Raw genomic sequence first — 22,916 nt, forward strand, 5'->3', positions numbered from 1 at the left:
CAGCTTAACTCCTCTATCGATCGGCCGCCGGGCTTTGCCCCGCGCCGATGTCGGTGACGCCCGCAGGCGATGGGTCGGCGTGCGCGCCGCCCGTCGTGAACCAGCGGCGCAAGCGCGGGACCATCCGGCGTTCGAAGCCCGCCGCGAGGCTGAAGGACGCCGGCACGATCAGCAGTGTCAGCATCGTCGACAGGATGAGCCCGCCGATCACCGTGACCGCCATCGGCGCGCGCCATGCGCCGTCGCCGGTGAGCGACAGCGCGGTCGGGATCATGCCCGCGACCATCGCGACCGTGGTCATCAGGATCGGCTGCGCGCGCTTGTGTCCGGCGTCGACAATCGCCTCGTCGCGCGGCACCCCCGACGCCATTTCCTCGATCGCGAAGTCGACGAGAAGGATGCTGTTCTTGCCGACGATACCGAGCAGCATCAGCACGCCGATGAACACGGGAAGCGAGAGCGGATAGCCCGTCAGCAGCAACGCGACCGCCCCGCCGAGCGGGGCGAGCAGAAGCGAGCCCATGTTGACGAAGGGCGGGATGATCTTGCGATAGAGTAGGATCAGCACAGCGAGCACGAGAAAAATCCCCGATACGACCGCGATCGCGAAGTTGCGCAGCATCTCGGCCTGCCACTTGGCGCTCCCGAGTACCAGCCGCGTGACCCCGGCGGGCAGCGCCTTGAGCGCCGGCAGCGCCTCGACCTTGTCCATCGCCTGACCGGTCACGAGACCCGGAGCCAGGTCGGCCCCGATGGTGAGCTGGCGCACCTGGTTGGTCCGATTGATCTGGGTCGGGCCGGCGCCGAAGCCGATCTCGGCCACAACCGAGAGCGGCACCGTTCCCCCGTTCCGGGTCGGAACAGGCATATTGCGCAGCGTATCGAGCCGCTCGCGCGCGGTTTCCGCAAGCGCGACGCGCACCGGTATCTGCCGGTCGGACAGCGAGAATTTCGCGCTATTCTGGTCGATCTCGCCCAATGTCGCGACGCGGATCGACTGGCTGAGCGCCTGCGTCGTCACGCCGAGCTGCGCCGCGAGCGCGAAGCGCGGGCGAATGACGATCTCGGGGCGCTGAAGATTGCCCTCGACACGCGGCGACCGGATTTCCTTCACGCGGGCCATCTCGGCAAGCAGCCGGTTGCCGACATCTTCGAGCTTCTTCGGGTCGTCGCTGCCGAGCGTGATCGAGATGTCGCGGCTGCTGCCGCCGCCGCCGCCATGCTGCGACTGGAAGTTGATTCGGGCATCGGGAACCTGCGCTAGCCGCGGCGCGCGGTCCTTTTCGAACTCGGTCGAGGTCAGCTCGCGGTCCTTGCGCAATTTCAGATAGACCGTCGCCGTGCCGACATCGATCCGCGACAGGGCGGATTCGACGAGCGGGTCGCGCTTCATGAGATCGGTCACCTCGTCGGCCACTGCCTCGGTCTGTTCGAGCGTTGCGCCCGGGGCGAGCTGGATGGCCACGCGGCTCGTGTCGGAATCGATCGACGGCTGGAAGGTCATCGGGAGCAGCGAGAAGCTGAAAATGGTCGCAAAGAGCGCCAGCACACCGATGCCGACCACCCAGACGCGATGGTCCTTGATGTAACCGAGCCATTTCCAGCGCCCGCCGCGCGCACGCGCGGCAGCGGCCCCGCTGGTGTCGAGGCTCCAGCGCAAGATGCGCATATAGGTGTCGATCAGCGGGCCCTCGCCATGCTTTTGCGGACCCTGCGCAGAGAGAAAATAGGCGGCGAGCATGGGTGTGATCATGCGCGCGACCGCGAGGCTCATCAGCACCGCGGCCACGACCGTCAGTCCGAAATTCTTGAAATATTGCCCGGCGACGCCCGGCATCAGCCCGACCGGCAGGAACACCGCGACGATCGTCATGGTTGTCGCGAGCACCGCGAGGCCGATCTCGTCGGCCGCATCGATCGAGGCCTGATAGGCCGATTTGCCCATCCGCATGTGGCGCACGATATTCTCGATCTCGACGATCGCATCGTCGACCAGCACGCCGGCAACGAGGCTGAGCGCGAGCAAGGTCATCATGTTGAGCGAGAAGCCCATGAGGTCCATGAACAGGAAGGTCGGGACCGCCGACAGCGGGATGGCGAGCGCCGAGATCAACGTCGCCCGCCAGTCGCGCAAGAAAAGGAAGACGACGACGACCGCGAGGATCGCGCCCTCGACCATCGCATTGATCGCCGAATGATATTGGCCTTTGGTATATTCGATATCGCTGAACAGCTCGGTGAATTTGACCTTGGGGTTTTCCTTCTCGAGTTTTCGCAGCTCCTCGACCGCAGCGTCATAGACGGTCACATCCGAGGCGCCCTTGGCGCGCTCGAAGCCGAAGGTCAGCACCTGCCGCCCGTCCTGCTTCGAGACCGAGCGCTGCTCGGCGTAGAGATCCTTGACCTCGGCGATATCGGCGAGGCGCACGGTCCGGTTCGTCCCGACCGAGATTAGCGTTTCGCCGAGCGCGTTGGCGCTGCTCGCGTTCCCGAGGATACGCACCGCCTGCTCGGAGCCCGCGACCTCCATCCGGCCGCCGGCCGCATTGACATTGAGCTGGACGAGCTGGGTGTTCACCGCGGCGGCGGTAAGGCCGTAGGCGCGCATGCGTTCGGGGTTGAGGATGACGCGGATTTCGCGGCTGACGCCGCCCCGGCGATAGGCGTCGCCCATGCCGGGGACCGCGATCAGCCGCTTCGCGACGACATTGTCGACATACCAGCTCAATTCCTCGAGCGTCATATCGGTGGCCGAAGCCGACCAATAGGCAAGCGTGTTGCCCGAGGTAGAGAGGCGGATAACCTGCGGTTCGAGGATGCCGTTCGGCAGGTTGCTGCGGATCTGGGTGATCTTGTCGCGAATGTCAGTCACCGCCCGGTCGATCGGCGTGCCGATCGCGAACTGGACGAAGGTCTGCGACTGGCCTTCGGTAACCGTCGAATTGAGCTCGTCGATCCCCTCGATCGTCCGCACCGCCGCCTCGACACGCTGCGTGACCTGCGTTTCGAGTTCGGTGGGCGCGGCGCCCGGCTGGGCGATGATGACGATGGCGCCCGGAAAATCGATGTCGGGATCGCTCTGGACCCCCATCATGAGGAAGGAGACGATGCCCGCCACCGTCAGACCGAAGAACATGACGAGCGGCGGGATCGGGTTCCGGATGGACCAGGCCGAGATATTCTTGAAGTTCATCCTCTCTCCCCCTTCCGGTTCGATCCCACCGCGACTGTGCGCCCTCAGCCCATGCTGCGATCGCGATAGGCGAGCAGGCGAAGCGCGTTGGCGACGACGACGAGGGTCGAGCCTTCGTGCGCCGCGACCGCCGCACCGATTCCGAGTCCGAAGATCGTCGCCGGCACGAGGACCACGACGACGCCGAGGCTGACCACCAGATTCTGGCGGATGATGCGGCGCGTCTGGCGGCTAAGTCCGATCGCGAACGGCAGATGAGCGAGGTCATCGGCCATCAGCGCGACGTCGGCGGTTTCGAGGGCAACATCGGACCCCGCGGCGCCCATCGCGATCCCGACGGTGGCGCTCGCCATCGCCGGTGCGTCATTGACGCCGTCACCGACCATGGCGACCGGCTGCTGCGCCTTGAGGTCGCGAATGGCGTCGACCTTCTGATCGGGCATCAGGTCGCCCCAGGCCTCGTCGATCCCGACCTCGGCGGCAATCGATTCCGCGACCTTCTGGTGATCGCCCGAAATCATGATCATCCGGCCGATGCCGAGCTCGCGCAGTTTGGCGATCGCGGTGCGCGCCGCTTCGCGCGGCGTGTCCATCAGACCGATCGCGCCAAGATCGCGGTCGCCCATACGAACGACCATCGTCGTGCGGCCCTGCTCGCGGAGGCCGGCGATCGCAGCCGCCACTTCGCCGCCGATCGGCGCGATGCCGTCGGCACCGAACATTTCGGCCTTGCCGATCAGGACGGTTTCGCCCTCGACCTTTGCCGTGACGCCGCGACCCGTCAGGCTGTTAAGGTCGTCCGCCACCGGTACGCGCGTCGACGTCAGCATGGCCTCGCCATCGCGCGCGATGGCAGCGGCAAGCGGATGATCGCTCAGCCGCTCGACCGCCACCGCGATCCGCAGCAGTTCCTCCTTCGGCACGCCGCTGGCCGGCAGGACGTCGGTGATGCGCGGCTTTCCTTCGGTGAGCGTTCCCGTCTTGTCGAACGCCAGCGCGGTCAGCGAGCCGAGATTTTCGAGCGGGCCACCGCCTTTGACCAGCACGCCGCCGCGCGCCGCACGCGCAACGCCCGACAGGACGGCACTCGGCGTCGCGATCGCGAGCGCGCACGGGCTTGCCGCGACAAGGACCGCCATGGCGCGATAGAAGCTGTCGCGGAACGGCTCGTCGACAACGACCCAGGCGAAGAGCAGGACGAACACAAGCGCGAGCACGCTCGGCACGAAGATGCGCTCGAACTTGTCGGTGAAGCGCTGGGTCGGCGATTTCTGCGTTTCCGCCTCGCTCACCATCTTCACGACCTTAGCGAGCGTGGTATCGGCCGCAAGACGGGTTACCGCGATCTCGATCGCGCCATAGCCGTTGATGGTGCCCGCGAAGACGCGATATTTTGCGTCGAGTGCATCGGGCTTTGCCGCGGCCTGCGCACGATCGGCCACCGGTTCCTTGTCGACGGGGACGCTCTCGCCGGTCACCGGAGCCTGATCTATCGCCGTGCGGCCAACGACGACGAAGCCGTCGGCGGCAAGACGCTCGTTGGGCTTGACGATGACGGTGTCGCCAATCGCCAGCTGCTCGACCGGGACTTCGCGAGCCGTCCCGTCGGCATCCTTCACCGTCGCGGTCTGCGGCGCCAGCTCCGCAAGCGCCTCGATTGCGCGCTTGGCGCGGCCCATGGCATAATGTTCGAGCGCATGGCCGAGGCTGAAGAGGAAGAGGAGCAGCGCGCCTTCGGCCCACGCACCAAGCGCGGCAGCGCCGGCCGCGGCGACGAGCATCAGCGTGTCGATCTCGAAGCGCTTGAGCTTCAGATTCTCGATGGCCTCGCGGACAGTGAACCAGCCACCGAAGCCATAAGCGGCAATATAGAATGCGAGCGGCACCCACTCCGGCGCCGCGGCGAGCTTCTCGATCGCAAAGCCGATGCCGAGGACGAGACCGCACAGCAGCGCGAAGATCAGCTCGGTCCGCTCGCCGAAGATGCCGCCATGATCATGGCCATGGTCGTGGCTATCCTCGCCCGTATGGCCATGTTTGTGATCTGGCCCATGCGCGTGATCCGGACCATGGTCATGGCCATCATCGCCATGTTGGTGGGCGGCTTGTGCCGGGGCAGCCGCGGCGACGGCAGTCGATTTCTGAGTGACGCCCATATCCGAGAGTGTCTTTCTGATCATTTCGATGGAGGTCTCCGAGCGCTGGAACTCGGCGCGCAGCGTACCGGCGGCGCCGACTTCGGCCTCGATCACGCCCGGCATTTCGCGAAGCTTCAGTCCGATCGTCCGCGCGCGACGGGCGTGGCCGACGCCTTCGAGGTCATCCCAGAAGAGATGCTGATACTGGCCGGTGAGCTCGGCACCGGCGCTGCGCGCGAGCTGCCGCACGCGTTCGAGCGGGAGAATATCCGGACGGTAATGGATGCAGAGCTGTGGCGGCGAACCGTCGCTTGAGCGGACAACATGGACCTTGTCGACGCCTTCGCGTCCTTCGAGTTCGCTCGTCAGGCGCGCGACGCAGCGGTCGGCGGTATCGGCGACTTCGGGGAGGAGAAGCGGAATATCGAGCCGCAACTGGTCACTCATGATGCCATCCTTTTCTGTTGGCGGTCGGCAATGCGATCCGGGCGCATGTTAAACGCGCGGCAGGATGAGGTGCGGGAGCCATTGCGGGATGCGACCCGGCTCCCGCACCTCCCTGACAGCCGGAAATCCCTGCCCGTGGTGAGGGGGGCGATTGAGAGGGGCCTCCGACGGCCAGGTTTCGAATTCAAGATCATGCGCGGCGCCCGCTTGGCCGCGCGTAGCGGGACTGAACTGTCGTGCGACGGAGTTGCTGTTCGAGCGCCATGTTCGAGCGCTTGAGAAAAACGCTGCAAACCCGCCGCAGAATGGGATAGCCGAGCCATGAGAAGAGACCCGCGCATTCCAGGCGATGGGTAACCTCCACCCCTTGGCCGAGCTTTTCGAGCCGGTAGCTCTCCTCGATGACGAGCAGCCCGCGCGTGCCTGTCCGCCAGGAGAAGCCCGTCAGCCAGTCGAGGCCGGTTATCCGCCCCTCGGATGCAAATTCCGGACCCCGCTTCCCGCGCGGAGAATAGACATAGCCTACGCGCTCATCATCTCCCGGACGATCGGTGAAACGGAGCGTCGGATGCCAGTCGTCGTACCGCTCGATATCGACGAGCAGTCGCCAGACCCGCCCGATCGGGACCGGCAAGCGGAGCGAGGTGCCTACCGAGAACATCGGAGACCTCCTCGCTCGCACGAGCTGGTCCGCGACGCAGGCCGGGGACCTGCGCCGCGGTGTAGACCGGCAAGATGCCGGTCAGCTCTGAACATCGGGGGGCTCCGCGGCGGATTTCCCGCCGAGGATTTCGACCGCTTCGAGCGTGATGAGCCCGATGTCCGGTATTTCGGTCAGCTGCGCCGCAAAGTCGCGGAGCCGCTGCTCCTCGTCGATGATCTCGATCACGACCGCCCGGTCATTCTCCAGCGCATGCTTGCGGTGGAGATGCGCCGAGCGACCGAAACCGAGAACCGCTTCGAGCACCGTAACGCCTGCCAGCTTTTGCTGGCGAGCGAGTTCGGAAATGAACTCGAAGACCCGCTGATCACCGAAGAAGGCGGATTCATCGGTGTAGATGCGCAAGAGCTTGGATGCTTTTGTCATGACAGTCTCTCCCTATTCCGTGACCGGCTGGACCGCCGACTCCGCTTTTCGCTTGAGGAACTTCGGCTGCCAGTTCGCCCCGAGGACGACTTTTGCGATCGCGGGGAGAACGAGCAGCGTCAGGATGGTCGCCGCGATGAGACCGCCGATGACGGTCGTCGCGAGAGGCTTCTGCACCTCGGCACCCGTGCCGGTCGCGATCGCCATCGGCACGAAGCCGATCGCGGGCACGAAGCCGGTCATGATCACCGCACGCATCTTCTCGGTCATGCCCTCGCGGATTGCCTCCGTGAGCGGGACATCATTCTCGAGCCGTTCGCGGATCGCCGTCATGACGACGAGACCGTTGAGCACCGCGACGCCGGCAAGGCAGATGAAGCCCACCGCCGCCGACACCGAGAAGTTGATGCCCGTAAGCGCGAGAGTGAACACCCCGCCCGCGAGCCCAAGCGGCACGGCGAGGAACACGGCGGTCGCGCGCCCGAACGTGCCGAGCGCCATGTAAAGCAGGATGAAGATGCCCGCGAAGCAGAGCGGCACCACGATCGAGAGCCGCTGCGATGCGGCCTGCAGACTTTCGAACTGCCCGCCCCATTCGAGGTAATAGCCCGCCGGAAGCTTCACATTGGCGATCTTCGCCTGCGCTTCGGCCACGAAGGATCCCGCATCGCGGCCTTCGAGGTTCACCTGCACGACGACGCGCCGCTTGCCATTTTCGCGGCTGATCTGGTTGAGCCCTTCGGTCAGCCGGATCTGCGCCACCTGGGCGAGCGGTATCTGTCCGCGATTGCCGCCCTCGGAGGGCAGCAACACGGGCAGCGCGCGGATGTCGTCGAGATTGACCCGGGTCGCGTCGGGGACGCGAACCGTGATGTCGAAGCGCCTGTCGCCCTCATAGAGCAGGCCGGATTCCCGCCCGCCGAGCGCCGCCGACACCGTATCGGCAACCTCCTGTACCGAGAGACCGTAGCGCGCGATCGCATTGCGATCGAGCTTCACGTCGAGCGTCGGAGCGCCGCCCACTTGGTCGGCCTTGACGCTGCCCGCACCCGGTATGCCCTGGAGCACGCGCACCATCTCGTTCGCCGCGAGCGACATCTTGTCGAGGTCGTCCCCGTAGAGCTTGATGGCCACGTCGCCGCGAACGCCCGCGATCAGTTCGTTGAAACGAAGCTGGATCGGCTGGCTGACTTCATAAAGCTGGCCGAGCTGGCCGCCAGCGGCTTTCTCGATACGCTCGACGACATCGGCCTTCGAATCGACACCTGCCGGCCACTGATCCTGGGGTTTCAGGATCACGAAACCGTCGGAGATGTTCGGCGGCATCGGGTCGGTCGCCACCTCGGCCGTACCCGTCTTCGAAAACATCAGCTCGACTTCGGGCAGGCTCGAGATCGCCGTCTCGACGTTGCGCTGCATGACCAGAGACTGTTCGAGGCTCACCGAAGGCACGCGCGTCGAGGCAAGCGCCATATTCTTCTCGTCGAGCTGCGGAATGAATTCCGAGCCGAGCAGTCCGAACGCCGGGATCGCAAGGACGAAGAAGGCAAAGCCGCCGGCGATGAAAGCCCACGGCTTGGCGAGCGCCTTGTCGAGCAAGGGCAGGTAGCGCTCCTTCGACTTGCGGATCGCCCAGACTTCCTTCTCGGCAACCTTGCCGCGAATCATCAGCGCGACAAGCGCCGGAACCAGGGTGATCGCGAGAATGAAGGCCGCAACGAGCGCGAGCATGATGGTGATGGCCATCGGCGAGAAGGTCTTCCCCTCGACGCCCGTAAACATCAGCAACGGCGCGAAGGCCAGTAGGATGATCGCCTGGCCGAAGACGGTCGGTTTGATCATCTCCTGGCTCGCGCGCATCGTCTCCTCGAGACGTTCGCGAAGGTTGAGCAATCTCCCTTCATGCTCCTGCCGGTGCGCCAGTCTGGCGAGGCAGTTTTCGATGATGATCACCGCCCCGTCGACGATCAGACCGAAGTCGAGCGCGCCGAGGCTCATCAGGTTACCGGGGACCCGGAAGGCGTTCATGCCCATCGCCATCATCAGGAAGGAGAAGGGAATGACGAGCACCGCGATGATCGCGGCGCGCCAGTTGCCGAGCAGGAAGAAGAGCGCGGCCGCTACGAGCAGCGCGCCTTCGGTGAGGTTCTTTTCAACCGTGCCGACGGTTGCGTTCACGAGCTTGGCGCGGTCGAGTACCACCTTCACTTCGACGCCGGGCGGCAGGGTCTTCGACACCTGCGCGATCTTCGCCGAAACATCCTCCGCAACAGTGCGGCTGTTCTGCCCGATCAGCATGAGCACGGTCCCGATGACCGCCTCCTTGCCGTTCATGCTGCCCGCACCGGTTCTGAGGTCGCCGCCGATCTTCACATTGGCGAGCTGTCCAACCGTCACGGGCACGCCGCCGCGCGTCGCGACGACGGCGTTGCGGATTTCGTCGACCGAGCGGACGCGTGCATCGACGCGCACGAGATAGGCCTCGCCTGCCCGGTTATAGTAGTTGGCACCGACCGCGAGGTTGGCGCGTTCAAGGGCTTCGCCCAGTTCGCTATAGGAAATGCCGTAGCTGGTGAGGCGGGTCGGATCGGGTTCGACCACGAAGGTCTTGGCATAGCCGCCGATCGAGTCGACGCCGGCGACGCCGCCGACCGACTTCAATTGCGGGCTGACGATCCAGTCCTGGACCGTGCGAAGATAGCCCGATTTGGCGATCTCGTCGGTGAGGATATCGCCCTCGGGGGTCAGATAGCTGCCGTCGGGTTGCCAACCTGGTTGGCCCGCGACCTTCTTGGCGCCCTTCCCGTCGGGATTTTTGTAGCCGACGGTGTACATGACGACCTCGCCGAGACCCGTCGTGACGGGACCGATCTGCGGCTGGGCCCCGTCGGGAAGATTCTCGCCCGCCTGGAGAAGCCGTTCGCCCACCTGCTGGCGCGCGAAATAGAGGTCGGTTTCATCGGTGAAGATTGCCGTCACCTGGCTGAAGCCGTTGCGCGAGATCGAGCGTGTCGTCTCGAGCCCCGGAATGCCGGCGAGCGAGATTTCGATCGGATAGGTTACGAGCTTCTCGATTTCGACCGGCGAGAGACGCGGATCGATCGTGTTGATTTGCACCTGCTTGTTGGTGATGTCGGGAACCGCGTCGATCGGCAGCTTGGTGAGCTGCCATACGCCGAGTCCCGCGATCACGAGGAAGAGAAAGAGTACCGCCCAGCGCGCGCGGACGGATAGCGCCATCAGTTTCGCGATCACGGTTTATTCCTCCTCGCCCGCGCCCTTGCCGAGTTCGGCCTTGAGCAGGAATGCGTTCTTGGTCGCGACGATCTGGCCCGGCTTCAGCCCGGCGAGGATTTCGACACGGCCCGCGCTGCGCTGGCCGACGGTCACCTGCTGCGCGCGGAAGCCGTCCTTCGTGCGGACGAACACCACGTCGCGGCCTTCGAGCGTCTGGAGGGCTTCGTCCGCGATCACGATCCGGGCCGGCCCACCGGTTTCGGCGCCGCGGCTCGGAAGCAGCCGCACCCGGACCGCCAAGCCCGGCTGGAGCGCCCCGGGCACATCGAGCACGGCGGTTGCCGAGCGCGTGTCGCCCGACAGGCCGGGCGTGACGGCGCGCACGCGGGCATCGATCGTCCGTCCGTCGGGAAGTTCGATGATCGCACGGTCTCCGGGCGAGAGCCGCTGGGCATCGGCCGGACCGACGGCGGCCTCGATCTGCACCTTGCTGGGATCGGCAACGCGGAACAATTCGGTTTCGGGCTGAACGAAGGCGCCAAGGCTGGCGTTCTCGGCCGTGATCCGTCCCGAGATCGGGCTTGCCACGATGACGCTGCTGCCATCGCGCGTGACCTGCGCGGCGCTCGCTGCGGCACGCGCGCGCTGCGCTTCGGCCGCGGCGGCCGCGGCTTCGGCTTGCGCCTGCTCATAGTCGACGCGCGCCGACACCTTCTGGTCGAACAGGGTCTTCTCGCGGTGGAGATTTTTCTGCGCGAGCGTCGAGCGCGCATCGGCGGCAATCCGTTCGGCCGCAATCTGGGCGGCGTCGCGGCTTTGCACGATCGCGATCGTCTCACCGGCGCTGACCGGATCGCCGAGCCGCTTGAAGAGACGGGTGACCGCGCCGCCCGCGCGGGCGGTGACGATCGCCTCGCCGCTCGGCGCGGCGGTAACGGTCGCTTGCGAGATGATTTCCGAACCGAGTCCGCCGGCGCCGATCGTCTCGACGCCGATCTCGGCGGCCTTGATCGCTTCGGGCGTGATGGCGAGGCTGCTCGGAAGGGCTTCGCTCGCCGCTTCCTTTTCGCCTTCGGCAGCCGGCGCGGCGGCCGGGTCGGCGGTGCAGCGTGCAACGCCGAAGCCCGTGACGGCAGCGAGTATCATGGCGCCCGCGACAGTGCCGAGGAGACGCTTGTCCTTGGTGATCATATTCTATCTCCGCTGTTGATGCGGTTCGCGCGCCGACCGGCGGCGCACCCCTGTTGACTTGGAAGGACGATGGCGAAGGCGCCTCCGTCCACTGGAAGGCTCGGCGCGCTCATGGCTGATGATCCGCATCGCCGTCGGCGGCTGCCTGGCGCGATAGGATGGCGCGGGCTTCGGCCCGGGCCTGGCGCGCCGCGATCAGTTCGGCCTGCGTTGCCGCATAGGCCTGCTGCGCGTCGATATATTCGACGAGCGAGGACTTGCCGGCGCGGTAGCTGAGTTCGGCGAGCCGGACACCTTCGCGCGCCTGCTCGATGCCGCTACCCTCAAGCGCCGCGAGGCGGGCCTCTGCGGCTTCGAGTTCGGCCTGCGCATTGGCGATCTCCGCCTGAGCATTGACCACTGCATTCTCGCGCCGCGCAATGGCGGCGGCGACATCGGATTTGGCTGCCGAGATGTTGCCGCGGTTGCGGTCGAAGACGGGGAGCGGCACGGAAACATTGGCGATCAATGCGCGATCGCCGGTGTCGCGAAGCTGACGCACCCCGAAGCCGACCGACGGATCGAGCCGGCCATCGGCGCGCTGCCCCTGGAGCCGCGCTTCAGCAATCAGCTTCTCGGTTTCTGCCAAGCGAACGTCGAGCGTCGCGAGCGAGTCCACCGTCTCCGGTGCCACCCACATATCGCCTTCCATCAACTCGGCAGGCGGGACCGAGCTTCCAAGGAGCGCCGCGAGCGAACGCCGGGCGGTCCTTTCTTCGGCCTCGGCCGTGCGTAGCTCGGCGGTGGCCTGAACGAGAGCCGCATTGGCGCGGAACGCACGGAGCGGCGGCTCGTTGCCGGTATCGACCATGGCCTGTGCCACGCGGACGAGTTCGCGGGCACGCGCTTCATTTTCGCGTGCGAGCGCGAGGCTATCGCGGGCCGCGAGAGCGGTCGCGAACTGGTTGCGGACATCGAGCGCAAGATCTGCGCGTGCAATCTCCAACTTGTACTTCGCGGCCAGAAACTCGGCGTCGGCGAGCGTCATGCGCGACCGGCGCCGGCCCCCGATATCGAGACGCTGATTGACCGACACGGTCGTTTCGAGACCGTTCAGGCCCGAGTAGGGGCCGGTGCCTGCGAAATTCTCGACATCGACATTGAGCGTCGGATTGTAGCGATAGCCCGCCTGACGCTGGCGACCGCGAGCGGCCTCCACTTCGGCTTCGGCGGCAACCACGCGCGGCGAGCGCGCGTCGGCTTCCTCCATCGCCTGCGCGAGGGACAATCGAGCGGGAAGCGGGCCGGTACGCACGGCCTCGCCTGCGGAAGAAGGCGGTCCCACCAGCTCCGTCGCTGCCGACTGGGCAGCGGCGGGCGCGGAATTTGAGCCTGCAACGAGCGCCACGAGACTCGCGGCGACAACTATGGATTTCATGAAAAGGAGACTCCTGACGTTTCCAGGGAGAAGCGCACGCGAAGGGCACGCGCAGACCTAGAGCGTCAGGCGATTGGAGGGCGGAACGTCCCGATATAGGCGACGGGCGGCAAGGCGGCCGTCAGGATGCGCGTATGCGCTTCAGGGGCAGGCGTTTCGGTCGCTGCCGACAGCGATTCCGCCGGGACGCCCGAATGGTGACCGTGGCAGCCATGAGCGGCGGCAGGCACCTGCTGCTTTTCGCCGGGAGAGGATTTTTTCTTGTCGACTTCGGCGCCTTCGATCGCCGGTGCGGGAACGCAGCCGGCTTCGATCACAGCAACGAAAAGGCTCGCCTCGGCCCGATCCTCGGTCGCATGTGCGAGCGACCCCGCAACCGTTCCGGATGCAAGGAGAAGGGTCAGGAGGAAGAGGATCACCCGTCGCATTGAAACCGGCCCCTAGCATCGAAACGGCGCGGTGAAAAGTAGAAGATTTTCAATCAACTTCGGCGGCACTCTTCGAACCCCCGAACCGGCTCCGTAATTTTATCTCATGGAGGTAAGAGAGCAGTGCACCTTGCCCCTCTATAGTTGCAGATGCGCCTCAAGAAACAGGATATCGGCCGAACAATCACGCGTTAAGCACAATAATTCTACAATTGTCTTTCACTCTTATTTCTATCGCTTCGCTATTGGCTCCCGCCTCCTTTGTTCGGGACGACATTCGAGCGATATGCTTCCCGTGAGACGAGGGGGTAAATCGGACGCAGAGCGGCACAGCGTCCTGCCGGAACATCAGGGCTTGACCCTGTATCTACTACAGGGTGCAAGAGCCTGCCCTGCACAAAAAAGGGGGAAAGAGGATGGTGCCGCCGACAGTAAATCCCGTGAGCATGGCCGTCATCGAGCCGCTGCTGCGCGAGCAATATCGCCTGTTTTGCGAATCACGCCGAATCGGAGATGAAGCCGCTGCGTGGCAGGCGCTGGAATGGGAACATATATTGAGCCAGCCCTATATGGGCGCGCATCTCGCCTCCCACTGGCACATGTTTCGCTATGCGATCGAGCTCGGCGATGCCCGTGAAGCTACCGGTCAGGCAATGCGGTTCCTGCTCGTCCCGCTCGGTTCGCTGACCGGCCGCCTCCCCGCAGGGAATAATGGTCGCGCGCGGGTGAGCGCCTTCGAGCCGATGCCGATGCCGCAGGCCCTCGAAGCGCTGATCGAAACGGCCCGGTCGACGGAGAGCCGCGCTGCGCGAACCGATTGATCCGGTTTTGGACTTCCGGAACGGGTCATTCGCTGTTAGGGGCGCGACCATGTCCGGCGCTACCCTTCGCCTGTTGCTTGTGTTCATCCTGCTGCTCAGCGGGCTCCACAATGCTGCGCCGGCGATGGCGGGCATGACGCACCATGCGACGGATTCGCATCTTTCGCACCATGTCGAGCCGGGCCATGCGTCGGACAAGGACACGCAAAAAGGTCAGCAGGACGCCGACCTCCACGGCAGTCACCATAATTGCCCGGTCGCATCCGATCAGGCCCTTTCGGGTCATGACGATCTGTCCTGTTTTTCCGGCGGCCTGCACTTTGCGTTGCCCGCGACGCGCCTCGCTTCGCGCGCGCTCGCACCGCCCCTGAACCCTCCCCTCGCCTGAACGCCGCCTGCCGCGCGGCCCCTTTTCGGCCTGCGCTCAGTCGAATCGTTCAGGAGTGATCATTCATGCATATCCATATGCGCGCCGCCCTGTTGGCCGGGGCTGCGCTGCTGGCGGGGTCCGTTTGGGCCCAGCCGCTAACGCTCGACCAGGCGGTCGAGCGGGCCATCGCTGCATCGCCCGAGCTTAGAGCGGGCGAAGCGGGGGTCGACGCCGCGCGCGCCGACCAGCTGCAAGCCCGCGTCCGTCCCAATCCGACCGTGTCGGTCGACATGGACAATGGCGTCGGGACGGGCGGCTATGGCCTGTTCCGGCAATCGGAACTCACCGTCACCTATTCGCAGCCGCTCGAACGCGGGGGCAAGCGCGAGGCGCGAATGGCGCTTGCCGAGCGCGGTGTCGTTCTCGCCGAGGCGCAGTGGCGGCTCGTCCGGCTCGACATCGCCCAGGAAGTGCAGCGCGCCTATATCGACGTCCAGATCGCCGAGCAGATGGTCTGGATCGCAGAGGATCGCGTCAAACTTGAAAAGGAGATGCGGACCGAAGCGATCAGGCGCGTGCGCGGCTACAAGGATCCGCTCTTCGTCGAGACGCGCGCCGATGCCCGCATTCTCGAAGCCGAACTGGCCCTGAAGGAAGCCCAGGCGAAGCGGCAGTCCGCACGCGCATTGCTCACCTCCTTCTGGGGCGGCACGCCTGACAGCCTCGTTATCGCCGAGGGGATCGAGAAACCCGATCCGCGCGATCCGCCGCTCGCCGAAGCCGACGCGGCGGTCTTCGACGCCGCCGTCGACCGGGCCCGCGCGCAGGTCGTCGTCGAGCAGAGCCGTGCGCACCAGGACTATACGGTCTCGGGCGGCACGCGCTTTCTTCGCGAGACCAATGATGTCGCCGTTCTTGGCGGCATCTCGATCCCGCTCGGACGGTTCGACCGCAACCAGGGCAATATCGCCCGGGCGCAGGCCGAACGGCGGCAGCTCGAGTTCCAATCCGAAGCGAGCCGGCTCGAGCGGCTGCGGCGCCTCGCGTCGCTGCGCGCCGATGCCGACGCCGCACGCGTCCGGGCCGAGGGCATCATGAACGACGTCTATCCCAAGGCGGTGAAGACGCTCGGCCAGGTGCGCGAAGGCTATGCCCGCGGCGGGTTCCTGTTCGCCGACGTACAGGATGCCGCCGACGTCATCATCCAGATCCAGGGTCAGTGGGCCGAGGCCATGACACGCTACCGCGATTTGCTCGCGGAGATCGATCGCCTGACCGGCCGCTTCGATGCGGCTCCCCTTGCGGAGAATATTCCATGAAGAAGTTTCCATTTCCCGCCGCGGCTGCGGCGCTGTTCCTTGCTGTGCCTCTCGCTGCCTGCGGTGGCGGAGCCGAGGGCGAAGACAAGCATGAAGAAGGCGAAAGCCACGCTGAGGGCGAAGGCGAGGAAGATGCCAAAGGCCCGAACGGTGGCAAATTGCTCAAGAATGGCGATTTCGCGGTCGAGGTCATAATCTTCGAGAATGGCACCGAGCCGCAATTCCGCGTTTTCGCAACGCGGGACGGCAAACCGGTCGACCCGAAGGATGTCCAGCTCGCCATCACCCTCACGCGGCTTGGCGGCGACGTCGATCGCTTCACCTTCCGCCCGCAGGGCAAATTCCTCGCAGGGCAAGGTGTCGTCACCGAACCGCACAGCTTCGACGTCGAGGTTGTCGCGGTGACGGGCGGCAAGCGGCACGTTTGGAAATATGCGAACCCCGAAGGGCGCACGCGGATCGGGGCTGACGCCGCCAAGGCCGGAGGCATCGAAACCGCGGTCGTCGGACCGGCGACGGTGGGCGAAATGCGCGAACTCTACGGCACCGTCCAACTGTCGCCGACCGCCCGCTCCGAAATTCGCGGCCAGTTCCCCGGCCGCGTCGTCTCGGTGACCAAGGCGGTGGGCGACAGCGTCCGCCGTGGGGAACTGCTCGCGCGCATCGAGTCGAGCGAGAGCCTCCAGGTCTATCCGGTATATGCGACGGTCGGCGGCGTGATCGCCGAGCGCAACGCCAACCCCGGCGACGTCACCGACGGGCGCGCACTCTATGTGGTCACCGACCCGGCGCAGACCACGGTCGTCTTCAACATCTTCCCCCGCGACCTCGCGATCATACGTCCGGGCATGCGGGTGACGGTGGAGACGCAGGACGGCGCCGAAATCGCGACCGCGCCGCTCGGGCAGTTCCTGCCCGACGGCAATGTCGAGGCGGGCACTGCGCTCATCCGCGCGACCATCCCGAACCGCTCGGGAACGCTCCGCCCTGGCATGGCCTTGCGCGGCCGCGTGATGGTCAACCCCGTCACCGTGCCGCTTGCCGTGCGCACCGAGGCGATCCAGCCCTTCCGCGACTTCAAGGTGGTCTATGCCAATTTCGGGCAGGACTATGAGGTCCGGATGCTGAAGCTCGGCCGTTCGTCGCCCGAATGGACCGAGGTCCTGTCGGGCATCAAGCCCGGCACCGCCTATGTCACCAAGGGCAGTTTCCTCGTTCGCGCCGACATCGAAAAGTCCGGCGCGGGCCACGACCATTGATCGGGGAGCAGGATAACATGCTAGCCAGAACCATAGGCTTTTCGATCCGGCAACGATGGCTCGTCCTCGCGGTGGTCGCGCTCCTCTGCGCGATCGGCGCGTGGAGCGCGACCAAATTGCCCATCGACGCCGTTCCCGACATCACCAACGTCCAGGTCCAGATCAACACCAAGGCGGAAGGCTATTCGCCGCTCGAGTCCGAGCAGCGCATCACCTATCCGATCGAGACCGCGATCGCGGGCATCCCGAACCTCAACTATACCAGGTCGATCTCGCGCTATGGCCTGAGCCAGGTCACTGTCGTCTTCGAGGACGGGACCGACATCTATTTCGCGCGCCAGCAGGTCAACGAGCGGCTCCAGGCCGCGCGCGGCCAGCTTCCGCCCGGGATGGAGCCCGAAATGGGCCCGATCTCGACGGGCCTCGGCGAAATCTTCATGTTCTCGATCGAGGCCGAACCGGGCGCGCGAAAACCCGACGGCACGCCTTATACGGCGGAAGACCTCCGGACGATGTCCGATTGGGTCATCCGGCCGCAGATGCGCACGATTCCGGGGGTCGCCGAGATCAACACGATCGGCGGCTATGCCCGCCAATATCATGTGACACCCAACCCGGCCTCGCTCGCCTCGCTCAATCTCTCGCTCAACGATGTCGTCACCGCACTCGAGGCCAATAATGCCAACCGCGGGGCCGGTTATGTCGAGCGCAGCGGCGAACAGATTCTGATCCGCGTGCCGGGTCAGGCCAATAATGAGCGTGACCTGTCGCAGATCATCGTCACCACCCGCGGCGGGGTTCCGATCCGGATCGCCGACGTCGCCGATGTCGCGATCGGCTCGGGGCTCCGCACAGGCGCCGCAACCGAAAATGGCAAGGAAGTCGTCCTCGCGACGGTCTCGATGCTGATCGGCGAGAATCCGCGCGTGGTGGCGCAGGCCTCGGCCGAACGCCTCGTCGAAGCCTCGCGTGCGTTGCCGAAGGGTGTCGTTGCCAAGCCGCTCTACGATCGCACCGCGCTCGTCGAGCGGACGATTTCGACGGTGCAGAAGAATCTCGCCGAGGGCGCGCTGCTCGTCATCGTGATCCTGTTCCTGCTGCTCGGCAATTTCCGGGCCGCGCTGATCACGGCGGCGGTCATTCCGGTCGCGATGCTGATGACGCTGACGGGCATGCTCCAGACGCGGACATCGGCAAACCTCATGAGCCTCGGGGCGCTCGACTTCGGCCTCATCGTCGACGGGGCCGTCATCATCGTCGAGAACTGCCTCCGCCGGCTCGGCGAGGCTCAGCACAGGCTCGGACGCCTGCTCGACCGCGACGAGCGCTTCGGCCTAGTCGCTTCCGCAAGCGCAGAAGTGATCAAGCCGAGCATCTTCGGCATTATTATCATCACCGCAGTCTATCTGCCGATCTTCGCGCTCGAGGGCGTCGAGGGCAAAACCTTCCATCCGATGGCGATCACCGTCGTCCTCGCGCTTACCGCCGCTCTGCTGCTGTCGCTCACCCTGGTTCCGGCCGCGGTGGCGCTGTTCGTGACCGGCAAGGTCGAAGAAAAGGAAAATTGGCTGATGCGCGGGCTCGGCAAGGGCTACCGCCCGATGCTCGACCGCGTCCTCAATTGGCCGAAGGCTGCGCTGGCTGGTGCTTTGGCGCTTGTCGCGCTGAGCGGCGTGGCGGCGACCAGTCTCGGGTCCGAGTTCATCCCGGACCTCGACGAAGGCGATATCGCGATGCACGCGATGCGCATTCCGGGGACGAGCCTCATCCAGTCGATCGCGATGCAGGAGGCGCTGGAGAAGAGGATCAGGCAGTTCCCCGAAGTCGAGCGGGTGTTCGCGAAGATCGGCACTCCCGAGGTAGCGACCGATCCGATGCCCCCGTCGGTCGCCGATAATTTCATCATGCTCAAGGACCGGAAGGAATGGCCCAATCCGAGAAAGACGCGCGACCAGCTCGTTGCCGAACTCAACAAGGCGGCGAACGAGGTGCCAGGGAACAATTATGAGTTCACCCAGCCGGTGAAGATGCGCATGAACGAGCTGATCGCCGGCGTTCGCGCCGACGTGGCGATCAAGTTGTTCGGCGACGACCTCGATCAATTGCTCGAATCGGGGCAGGCGATCGAGGAAGTCGCGGGCGGGATTGCGGGCGCGCAGGACGTGAAGCTCGAACAGGTCACCGGCCTGCCGATGCTCTCGGTCACGCCCGATCGCGACAAGCTCGCGCGCTACGGTGTCAGCATGGAAACGGTGCAGGATGCGGTTTCGACAGCGACCGGCGGCCGTCAGGCCGGCGAGCTTTTCGAGGGTGACCGCCGCTTCGACGTCATCGTCCGGCTTCCCGAGGCCATTCGCACCGATCTCGCGTCGCTCGGCAATCTCCCCGTTGCACTTCCGGCCGGCGGCTTCGTGCCGCTTTCGGAGCTGGCGGAGATATCGCTCGCGGCGGGGCCGAACCAGATCAGCCGCGAAAATGGCAAGCGCCGCGCGGTGATCACGGCGAATGTTCGTGGGCGCGATCTGGGCTCGTTCATCGACGAGCTCACGCAAAAGGTCGAAGCTGAGGTCGTGCTGCCCGATGGTTACTACATCGAATATGGCGGCACATTCGAGCAGCTTCAGTCCGCGACCGAGCGCCTCCAGATCGTCGTGCCGCTGGTGCTGCTGCTGATCTTCGGGCTGCTGTTCATGCTGTTCGGCACGGTGCGCGATGCTGCGATCGTCTTCTCGGGCGTGCCTCTGGCGCTGACGGGCGGGGTCGCGGCGCTGGCGCTGCGCGACATTCCGTTATCGATCTCGGCGGGCGTCGGCTTCATCGCTTTGTCCGGGGTCGCGGTGCTGAACGGCGTGGTGATGCTATCCTTCATCAAGGATCTGCGCGAACGCGGAAAAGCGCTCGTCGAGGCGATCCGCGAAGGCGCGCTGACCCGCCTCAGACCGGTGATGATGACGGCGCTGGTGGCGTCGCTCGGGTTCGTACCGATGGCGCTCAATGTCGGGGCTGGGTCCGAGGTGCAGCGGCCGCTGGCAACTGTCGTCATCGGCGGGATCATCTCGTCGACGATCCTGACTTTGCTCGTGCTGCCGGCCCTGTACCTCCTGGTCCATCGACGGACCGCGAAGGCCGAAGAGGAAGAGCTGGCGCGCCCGAGCAGCGTCCCCAGCCCCGAAGGCTGAGACACTCCCGGATGGCCGCCATTCCCCCCTGTCGGCGGCAACCGAGAGTGCTGACTGGGGCGGAACCCAAGCGGGTTCCGCCTCCTTTTAGGGATGGTGAGGATTGAGGAGCTTGCAATGAATGAAAAAGCATCCGGGAGCGAACGCGAAAAGCGAACGCTCCAGATCGTTCTCGTCCTGAACTCGGCTATCGCGATCGCCTTCCTCGTAACCGGCGGGCTCGGCGATTCGAGCGCGCTCATCGCCAATGGGCTCGACAATCTGTCCGACGCCGCGGTCTATGCCTTGAGCCTCGTTGCGCTCAGCCACGGCCTGAAATGGAAAACCCGTGCTGCCACGGCATCGGGTGTCATGCTGCTGGTCTTCGCGGCCGGCGTCCTGTTCGATGTAGGACGGCGCTATTTCGAAGGCAGCGAACCGATCGGTCCGACAATGATGATCATGTCGGCCGTCGCTGCGGTGGTGAACTATGCTTGTCTGAAGCTCTTGCAGCGCATTCAGGATCCGGACGTCAACCTCAGAGCCGCGACAACCTTCAGCTACAACGACTTCATCTCGAACGGCGGCATCCTGATCGCGGGTGTCCTCGTCTGGTGGCTCGGTACGAACTGGCCGGACCTTCTGGTTGGATTTGCGACTGCGCTGATCGCGATCAAGGGCGGCATCGAAATCCTTCGCGACGCCCGCCAAGAGGCCAAACAGCAGAAAGATTAGAGCATGTGAGGCGTGTCGGATCGGCGGAAGAATGTTCGGACCTCTGCGAACAACGTCGCCGATCCTGCCCTAGAGGCACCCGACAGCTCGCTCCCATCATATTACGTCCTTATTACGCGAGGCAAAAATCGAGCCCACGTAACGACGCGTATTACGCCGCCATTCGGCGTAAGTGTCTGAAATTGTTAGGAAAACTGGAGCGGGCGAAGGGATTCGAACCCTCGACCCCAACCTTGGCAAGGTTGTGCTCTACCCCTGAGCTACGCCCGCTCTGGCGGCTGGAAACGAGTGGTTCCCAGCGGGTGAGGCGGGCGATTAGCACCGGCTTTTGGACTCGGCAAGCCCTGATTGCGCATTTTCTGCGAAGGGTTGGCATATCGGCGACAAATCCCACATAAGCGGGACAAGAGTCCTTTCCGTTTATGCGGAAGCGGCGCCGGTCCGCTCCCCACCAGGGCTTCCCATACGACAGTCGCCTTTGGGAGGCGGGCGGGAGAGCGGACCGGCGCCGGACTCGCAGATAAAACAAGGAGCATGTTTTCGTGGCCACTCTCGGTCTGAACCCTCAGGAAAAGGAAGCCGTCGAAGCCTTCCGCCGCGATGTCGTCGAACCGTCGATGACCAACCTCGTCATCCTCGATTTCTGGGCCGAATGGTGCGGACCGTGCAAACAGCTTGGCCCCGTGCTCGAAAAGGTCGCCGAGGATTATGCCGACAAGGGCGTTGTGCTGGTCAAGGTCGATGTTGATGCGAATCGCTTCATCGCCGGCCAGTTTCAGGTCCAGTCGATCCCGACCGTCTACGCGATATTTCAGGGCCAGCCGGTGGCGAACCTGACGAACGCCCGGACCGAAAGCCAGCTCAAGGCGATTCTCGATCAGCTGCTCGCGCAGCTCCCCATCGAAAGCGAAGCGTCGGCGCGCGCGGTCGAGATCGCACCGCTCATTGAAATGGGCGAGGGCGTGCTCGCCGAAGGCGACGGCGCGCGCGCCATGAGCATCTTTGCGCAGATCCTCGACATGGCACCCGACAATGCCGCCGCACATGCGGGCCTGATTCGCGCGCTGGTCCTCGCGGGCGATATCGAGGGCGCACAAGCGTCGCTCGACACCCTGCCCGCCGATATTGCCGCGGACCCCGCTATCGCCCAGGCCAAAAGCGCGCTCGCGCTCGCTGCCGATGCCCCCGACGCCAATGAACTCGCGGCCTTTGAAGCCGCTGTTGCCGCGAATCCCGAGGATCATCAGGCACGCTTCGACCTCGCCGCGGCGCAGATCGGCGCGGGGCAGCGCGATGCCGCCGCCGACAATCTGCTCCACATCGTCGCCGCCGACCGCGAATGGCAGGACGGGGCGGCGCGCGCGAAGCTGCTCGCGCTGTTCGAAGCCGTCGGGCTTGAGGACGCATGGGTTGCGGCGCAGCGCCGCCGCCTGTCGCTGATCCTGTTCGGCTAGGGCGGACCATGGGCGAAACCGCGCCTTTGACCATCCAGCGGATCGCGATCTTTCCGCTTACCGGCGCGGTGCTGTTTCCCGGGCTGCACCTGCCGCTGCATATCTTCGAACCGCGCTATTCGGCGATGGTACAGGAGGTGCTCGCGCGCGATCGCCAGATCGGGATGATCCAGCCACGTCATATTCCCGGCGAAGAGGACCGCGAGCCGCCGGCGCTCTACGACATCGGCTGCGTCGGACGCATCGTCGATGTCGAGGCACTCGACGAGGGGCGTTTCAATCTCGTCCTCGAAGGCGTCGCACGTTTTCGCGTCCGCCGCGAACTCGACGTCACGACGCCGTTCCGGCAAGTCGAGGCCGAAATCGAGATCGAAGCCGAGGGTGACGCCGTGCTGGCGAGCATCGAGCGCGCGAGCCTGGAACGCGAAGCCAAGCGCTTTGCGCAGCGCCAGGGCTATGTCGTCGACTGGGATTCGGTCGGCCAGCTCGACGACGCGACGCTCGTCAACGGCATCGCGCAGGTCGCGCCGTTCGACGCGGCGGCGAAACAGGCGCTGCTCGAAGCCTCGCCGATCGACGCGCGCGCCGAACTGGTCGTCCAGATGATGCAGTTCTTCGGTCGTTTCGACGGCGACGACGGGCGCGCGACGCTCCAGTAATCG

The 22,916-nt window shown here is 65.2% G+C and carries 16 protein-coding genes and 1 tRNA gene; 8 read left to right on the forward strand and 9 right to left on the reverse strand.

Annotated features, from left to right (window positions below; genetic code table 11):
- Positions 1-13: 13 nt before the first annotated feature.
- The 8 genes from JHC57_RS04435 to JHC57_RS04470 all read right to left on the reverse strand — a co-directional run bounded on the left by JHC57_RS04435 (position 14) and on the right by JHC57_RS04470 (position 13,138).
- Positions 14-3,193: an efflux RND transporter permease subunit gene (locus JHC57_RS04435; RefSeq protein ID WP_003046483.1), complete on the reverse strand. Its 3,180-nt coding sequence runs from the start codon at positions 3,191-3,193 to the stop codon at positions 14-16.
- 44 nt (positions 3,194-3,237) lie between these two features.
- Positions 3,238-5,778, reverse strand: coding sequence for a heavy metal translocating P-type ATPase (locus JHC57_RS04440; RefSeq protein ID WP_003046486.1), 2,541 nt, complete (start codon positions 5,776-5,778; stop codon positions 3,238-3,240).
- Between the two features lie 190 nt (positions 5,779-5,968).
- Positions 5,969-6,439, reverse strand: a complete 471-nt coding sequence (locus JHC57_RS04445; protein ID WP_003046490.1) for an SRPBCC family protein — start codon at positions 6,437-6,439, stop codon at positions 5,969-5,971.
- Between the two features lie 81 nt (positions 6,440-6,520).
- Positions 6,521-6,865 carry a DUF190 domain-containing protein gene (locus JHC57_RS04450; protein ID WP_003046493.1) on the reverse strand — a complete coding sequence of 115 codons (345 nt, stop codon included), beginning with the start codon at positions 6,863-6,865 and terminating at the stop codon, positions 6,521-6,523.
- 12 nt (positions 6,866-6,877) lie between these two features.
- The gene (locus tag JHC57_RS04455; protein WP_003046495.1) at positions 6,878-10,120 is read right to left on the reverse strand and encodes a CusA/CzcA family heavy metal efflux RND transporter; all 3,243 of its coding nucleotides are present in this window, start codon (positions 10,118-10,120) and stop codon (positions 6,878-6,880) included.
- 3 nt (positions 10,121-10,123) lie between these two features.
- On the reverse strand, positions 10,124-11,293 hold the full coding sequence (locus tag JHC57_RS04460; RefSeq protein WP_003046498.1) for an efflux RND transporter periplasmic adaptor subunit: 1,170 nt from the start codon (positions 11,291-11,293) through the stop codon (positions 10,124-10,126).
- A gap of 109 nt (positions 11,294-11,402) precedes the next feature.
- Positions 11,403-12,710: a TolC family protein gene (locus JHC57_RS04465; RefSeq protein WP_037553274.1), complete on the reverse strand. Its 1,308-nt coding sequence runs from the start codon at positions 12,708-12,710 to the stop codon at positions 11,403-11,405.
- Positions 12,711-12,775: 65 nt separating this feature from the next.
- Complete coding sequence (locus JHC57_RS04470; RefSeq protein ID WP_003046504.1) at positions 12,776-13,138, reverse strand: hypothetical protein; 363 nt, start codon at positions 13,136-13,138, stop codon at positions 12,776-12,778.
- Positions 13,139-13,584: 446 nt separating this feature from the next.
- On the opposite strand from JHC57_RS04470, the gene JHC57_RS04475 reads away from it, so the two are divergent.
- The 6 genes from JHC57_RS04475 (at position 13,585) to JHC57_RS04500 (ending at position 20,800) form a co-directional block, all read left to right on the forward strand.
- Positions 13,585-13,959 carry a DUF3703 domain-containing protein gene (locus JHC57_RS04475; RefSeq protein WP_037553271.1) on the forward strand — a complete coding sequence of 125 codons (375 nt, stop codon included), beginning with the start codon at positions 13,585-13,587 and terminating at the stop codon, positions 13,957-13,959.
- 49 nt (positions 13,960-14,008) lie between these two features.
- Positions 14,009-14,347 carry a hypothetical protein gene (locus JHC57_RS04480; RefSeq protein WP_003046510.1) on the forward strand — a complete coding sequence of 113 codons (339 nt, stop codon included), beginning with the start codon at positions 14,009-14,011 and terminating at the stop codon, positions 14,345-14,347.
- A gap of 65 nt (positions 14,348-14,412) precedes the next feature.
- A complete protein-coding gene (locus JHC57_RS04485; RefSeq protein WP_003046513.1) occupies positions 14,413-15,648 on the forward strand; it encodes a TolC family protein in 1,236 nt (411 codons plus the stop codon).
- Positions 15,645-16,907 carry an efflux RND transporter periplasmic adaptor subunit gene (locus JHC57_RS04490; protein WP_003046516.1) on the forward strand — a complete coding sequence of 421 codons (1,263 nt, stop codon included), beginning with the start codon at positions 15,645-15,647 and terminating at the stop codon, positions 16,905-16,907. The genes JHC57_RS04485 and JHC57_RS04490 overlap by 4 nt, the downstream gene beginning before the upstream one ends.
- 17 nt (positions 16,908-16,924) lie before the next feature.
- Entirely contained in the window at positions 16,925-20,086 is a 3,162-nt protein-coding gene (locus JHC57_RS04495; RefSeq protein WP_294028815.1) for a CusA/CzcA family heavy metal efflux RND transporter, read from the forward strand.
- Between the two features lie 117 nt (positions 20,087-20,203).
- Positions 20,204-20,800 carry a cation transporter gene (locus JHC57_RS04500; RefSeq protein ID WP_003046522.1) on the forward strand — a complete coding sequence of 199 codons (597 nt, stop codon included), beginning with the start codon at positions 20,204-20,206 and terminating at the stop codon, positions 20,798-20,800.
- Positions 20,801-20,995: 195 nt separating this feature from the next.
- Here JHC57_RS04500 and JHC57_RS04505 read toward each other — a convergent pair.
- Positions 20,996-21,070: transfer RNA gene (locus tag JHC57_RS04505), tRNA-Gly, on the reverse strand.
- A 272-nt stretch (positions 21,071-21,342) separates the two neighbouring features.
- On the opposite strand from JHC57_RS04505, the gene JHC57_RS04510 reads away from it, so the two are divergent.
- Both JHC57_RS04510 and JHC57_RS04515 read left to right on the forward strand, forming a co-directional pair.
- Entirely contained in the window at positions 21,343-22,254 is a 912-nt protein-coding gene (locus JHC57_RS04510; RefSeq protein ID WP_294028816.1) for a tetratricopeptide repeat protein, read from the forward strand.
- An 8-nt stretch (positions 22,255-22,262) separates the two neighbouring features.
- Positions 22,263-22,913 carry an LON peptidase substrate-binding domain-containing protein gene (locus JHC57_RS04515; protein ID WP_294028817.1) on the forward strand — a complete coding sequence of 217 codons (651 nt, stop codon included), beginning with the start codon at positions 22,263-22,265 and terminating at the stop codon, positions 22,911-22,913.
- The last annotated feature ends 3 nt before the right edge of the window (positions 22,914-22,916 follow it).

Origin of the sequence: Sphingopyxis sp., assembly GCF_016463645.1 — a bacterium.
Classification (GTDB): Bacteria; Pseudomonadota; Alphaproteobacteria; order Sphingomonadales; family Sphingomonadaceae; genus Sphingopyxis.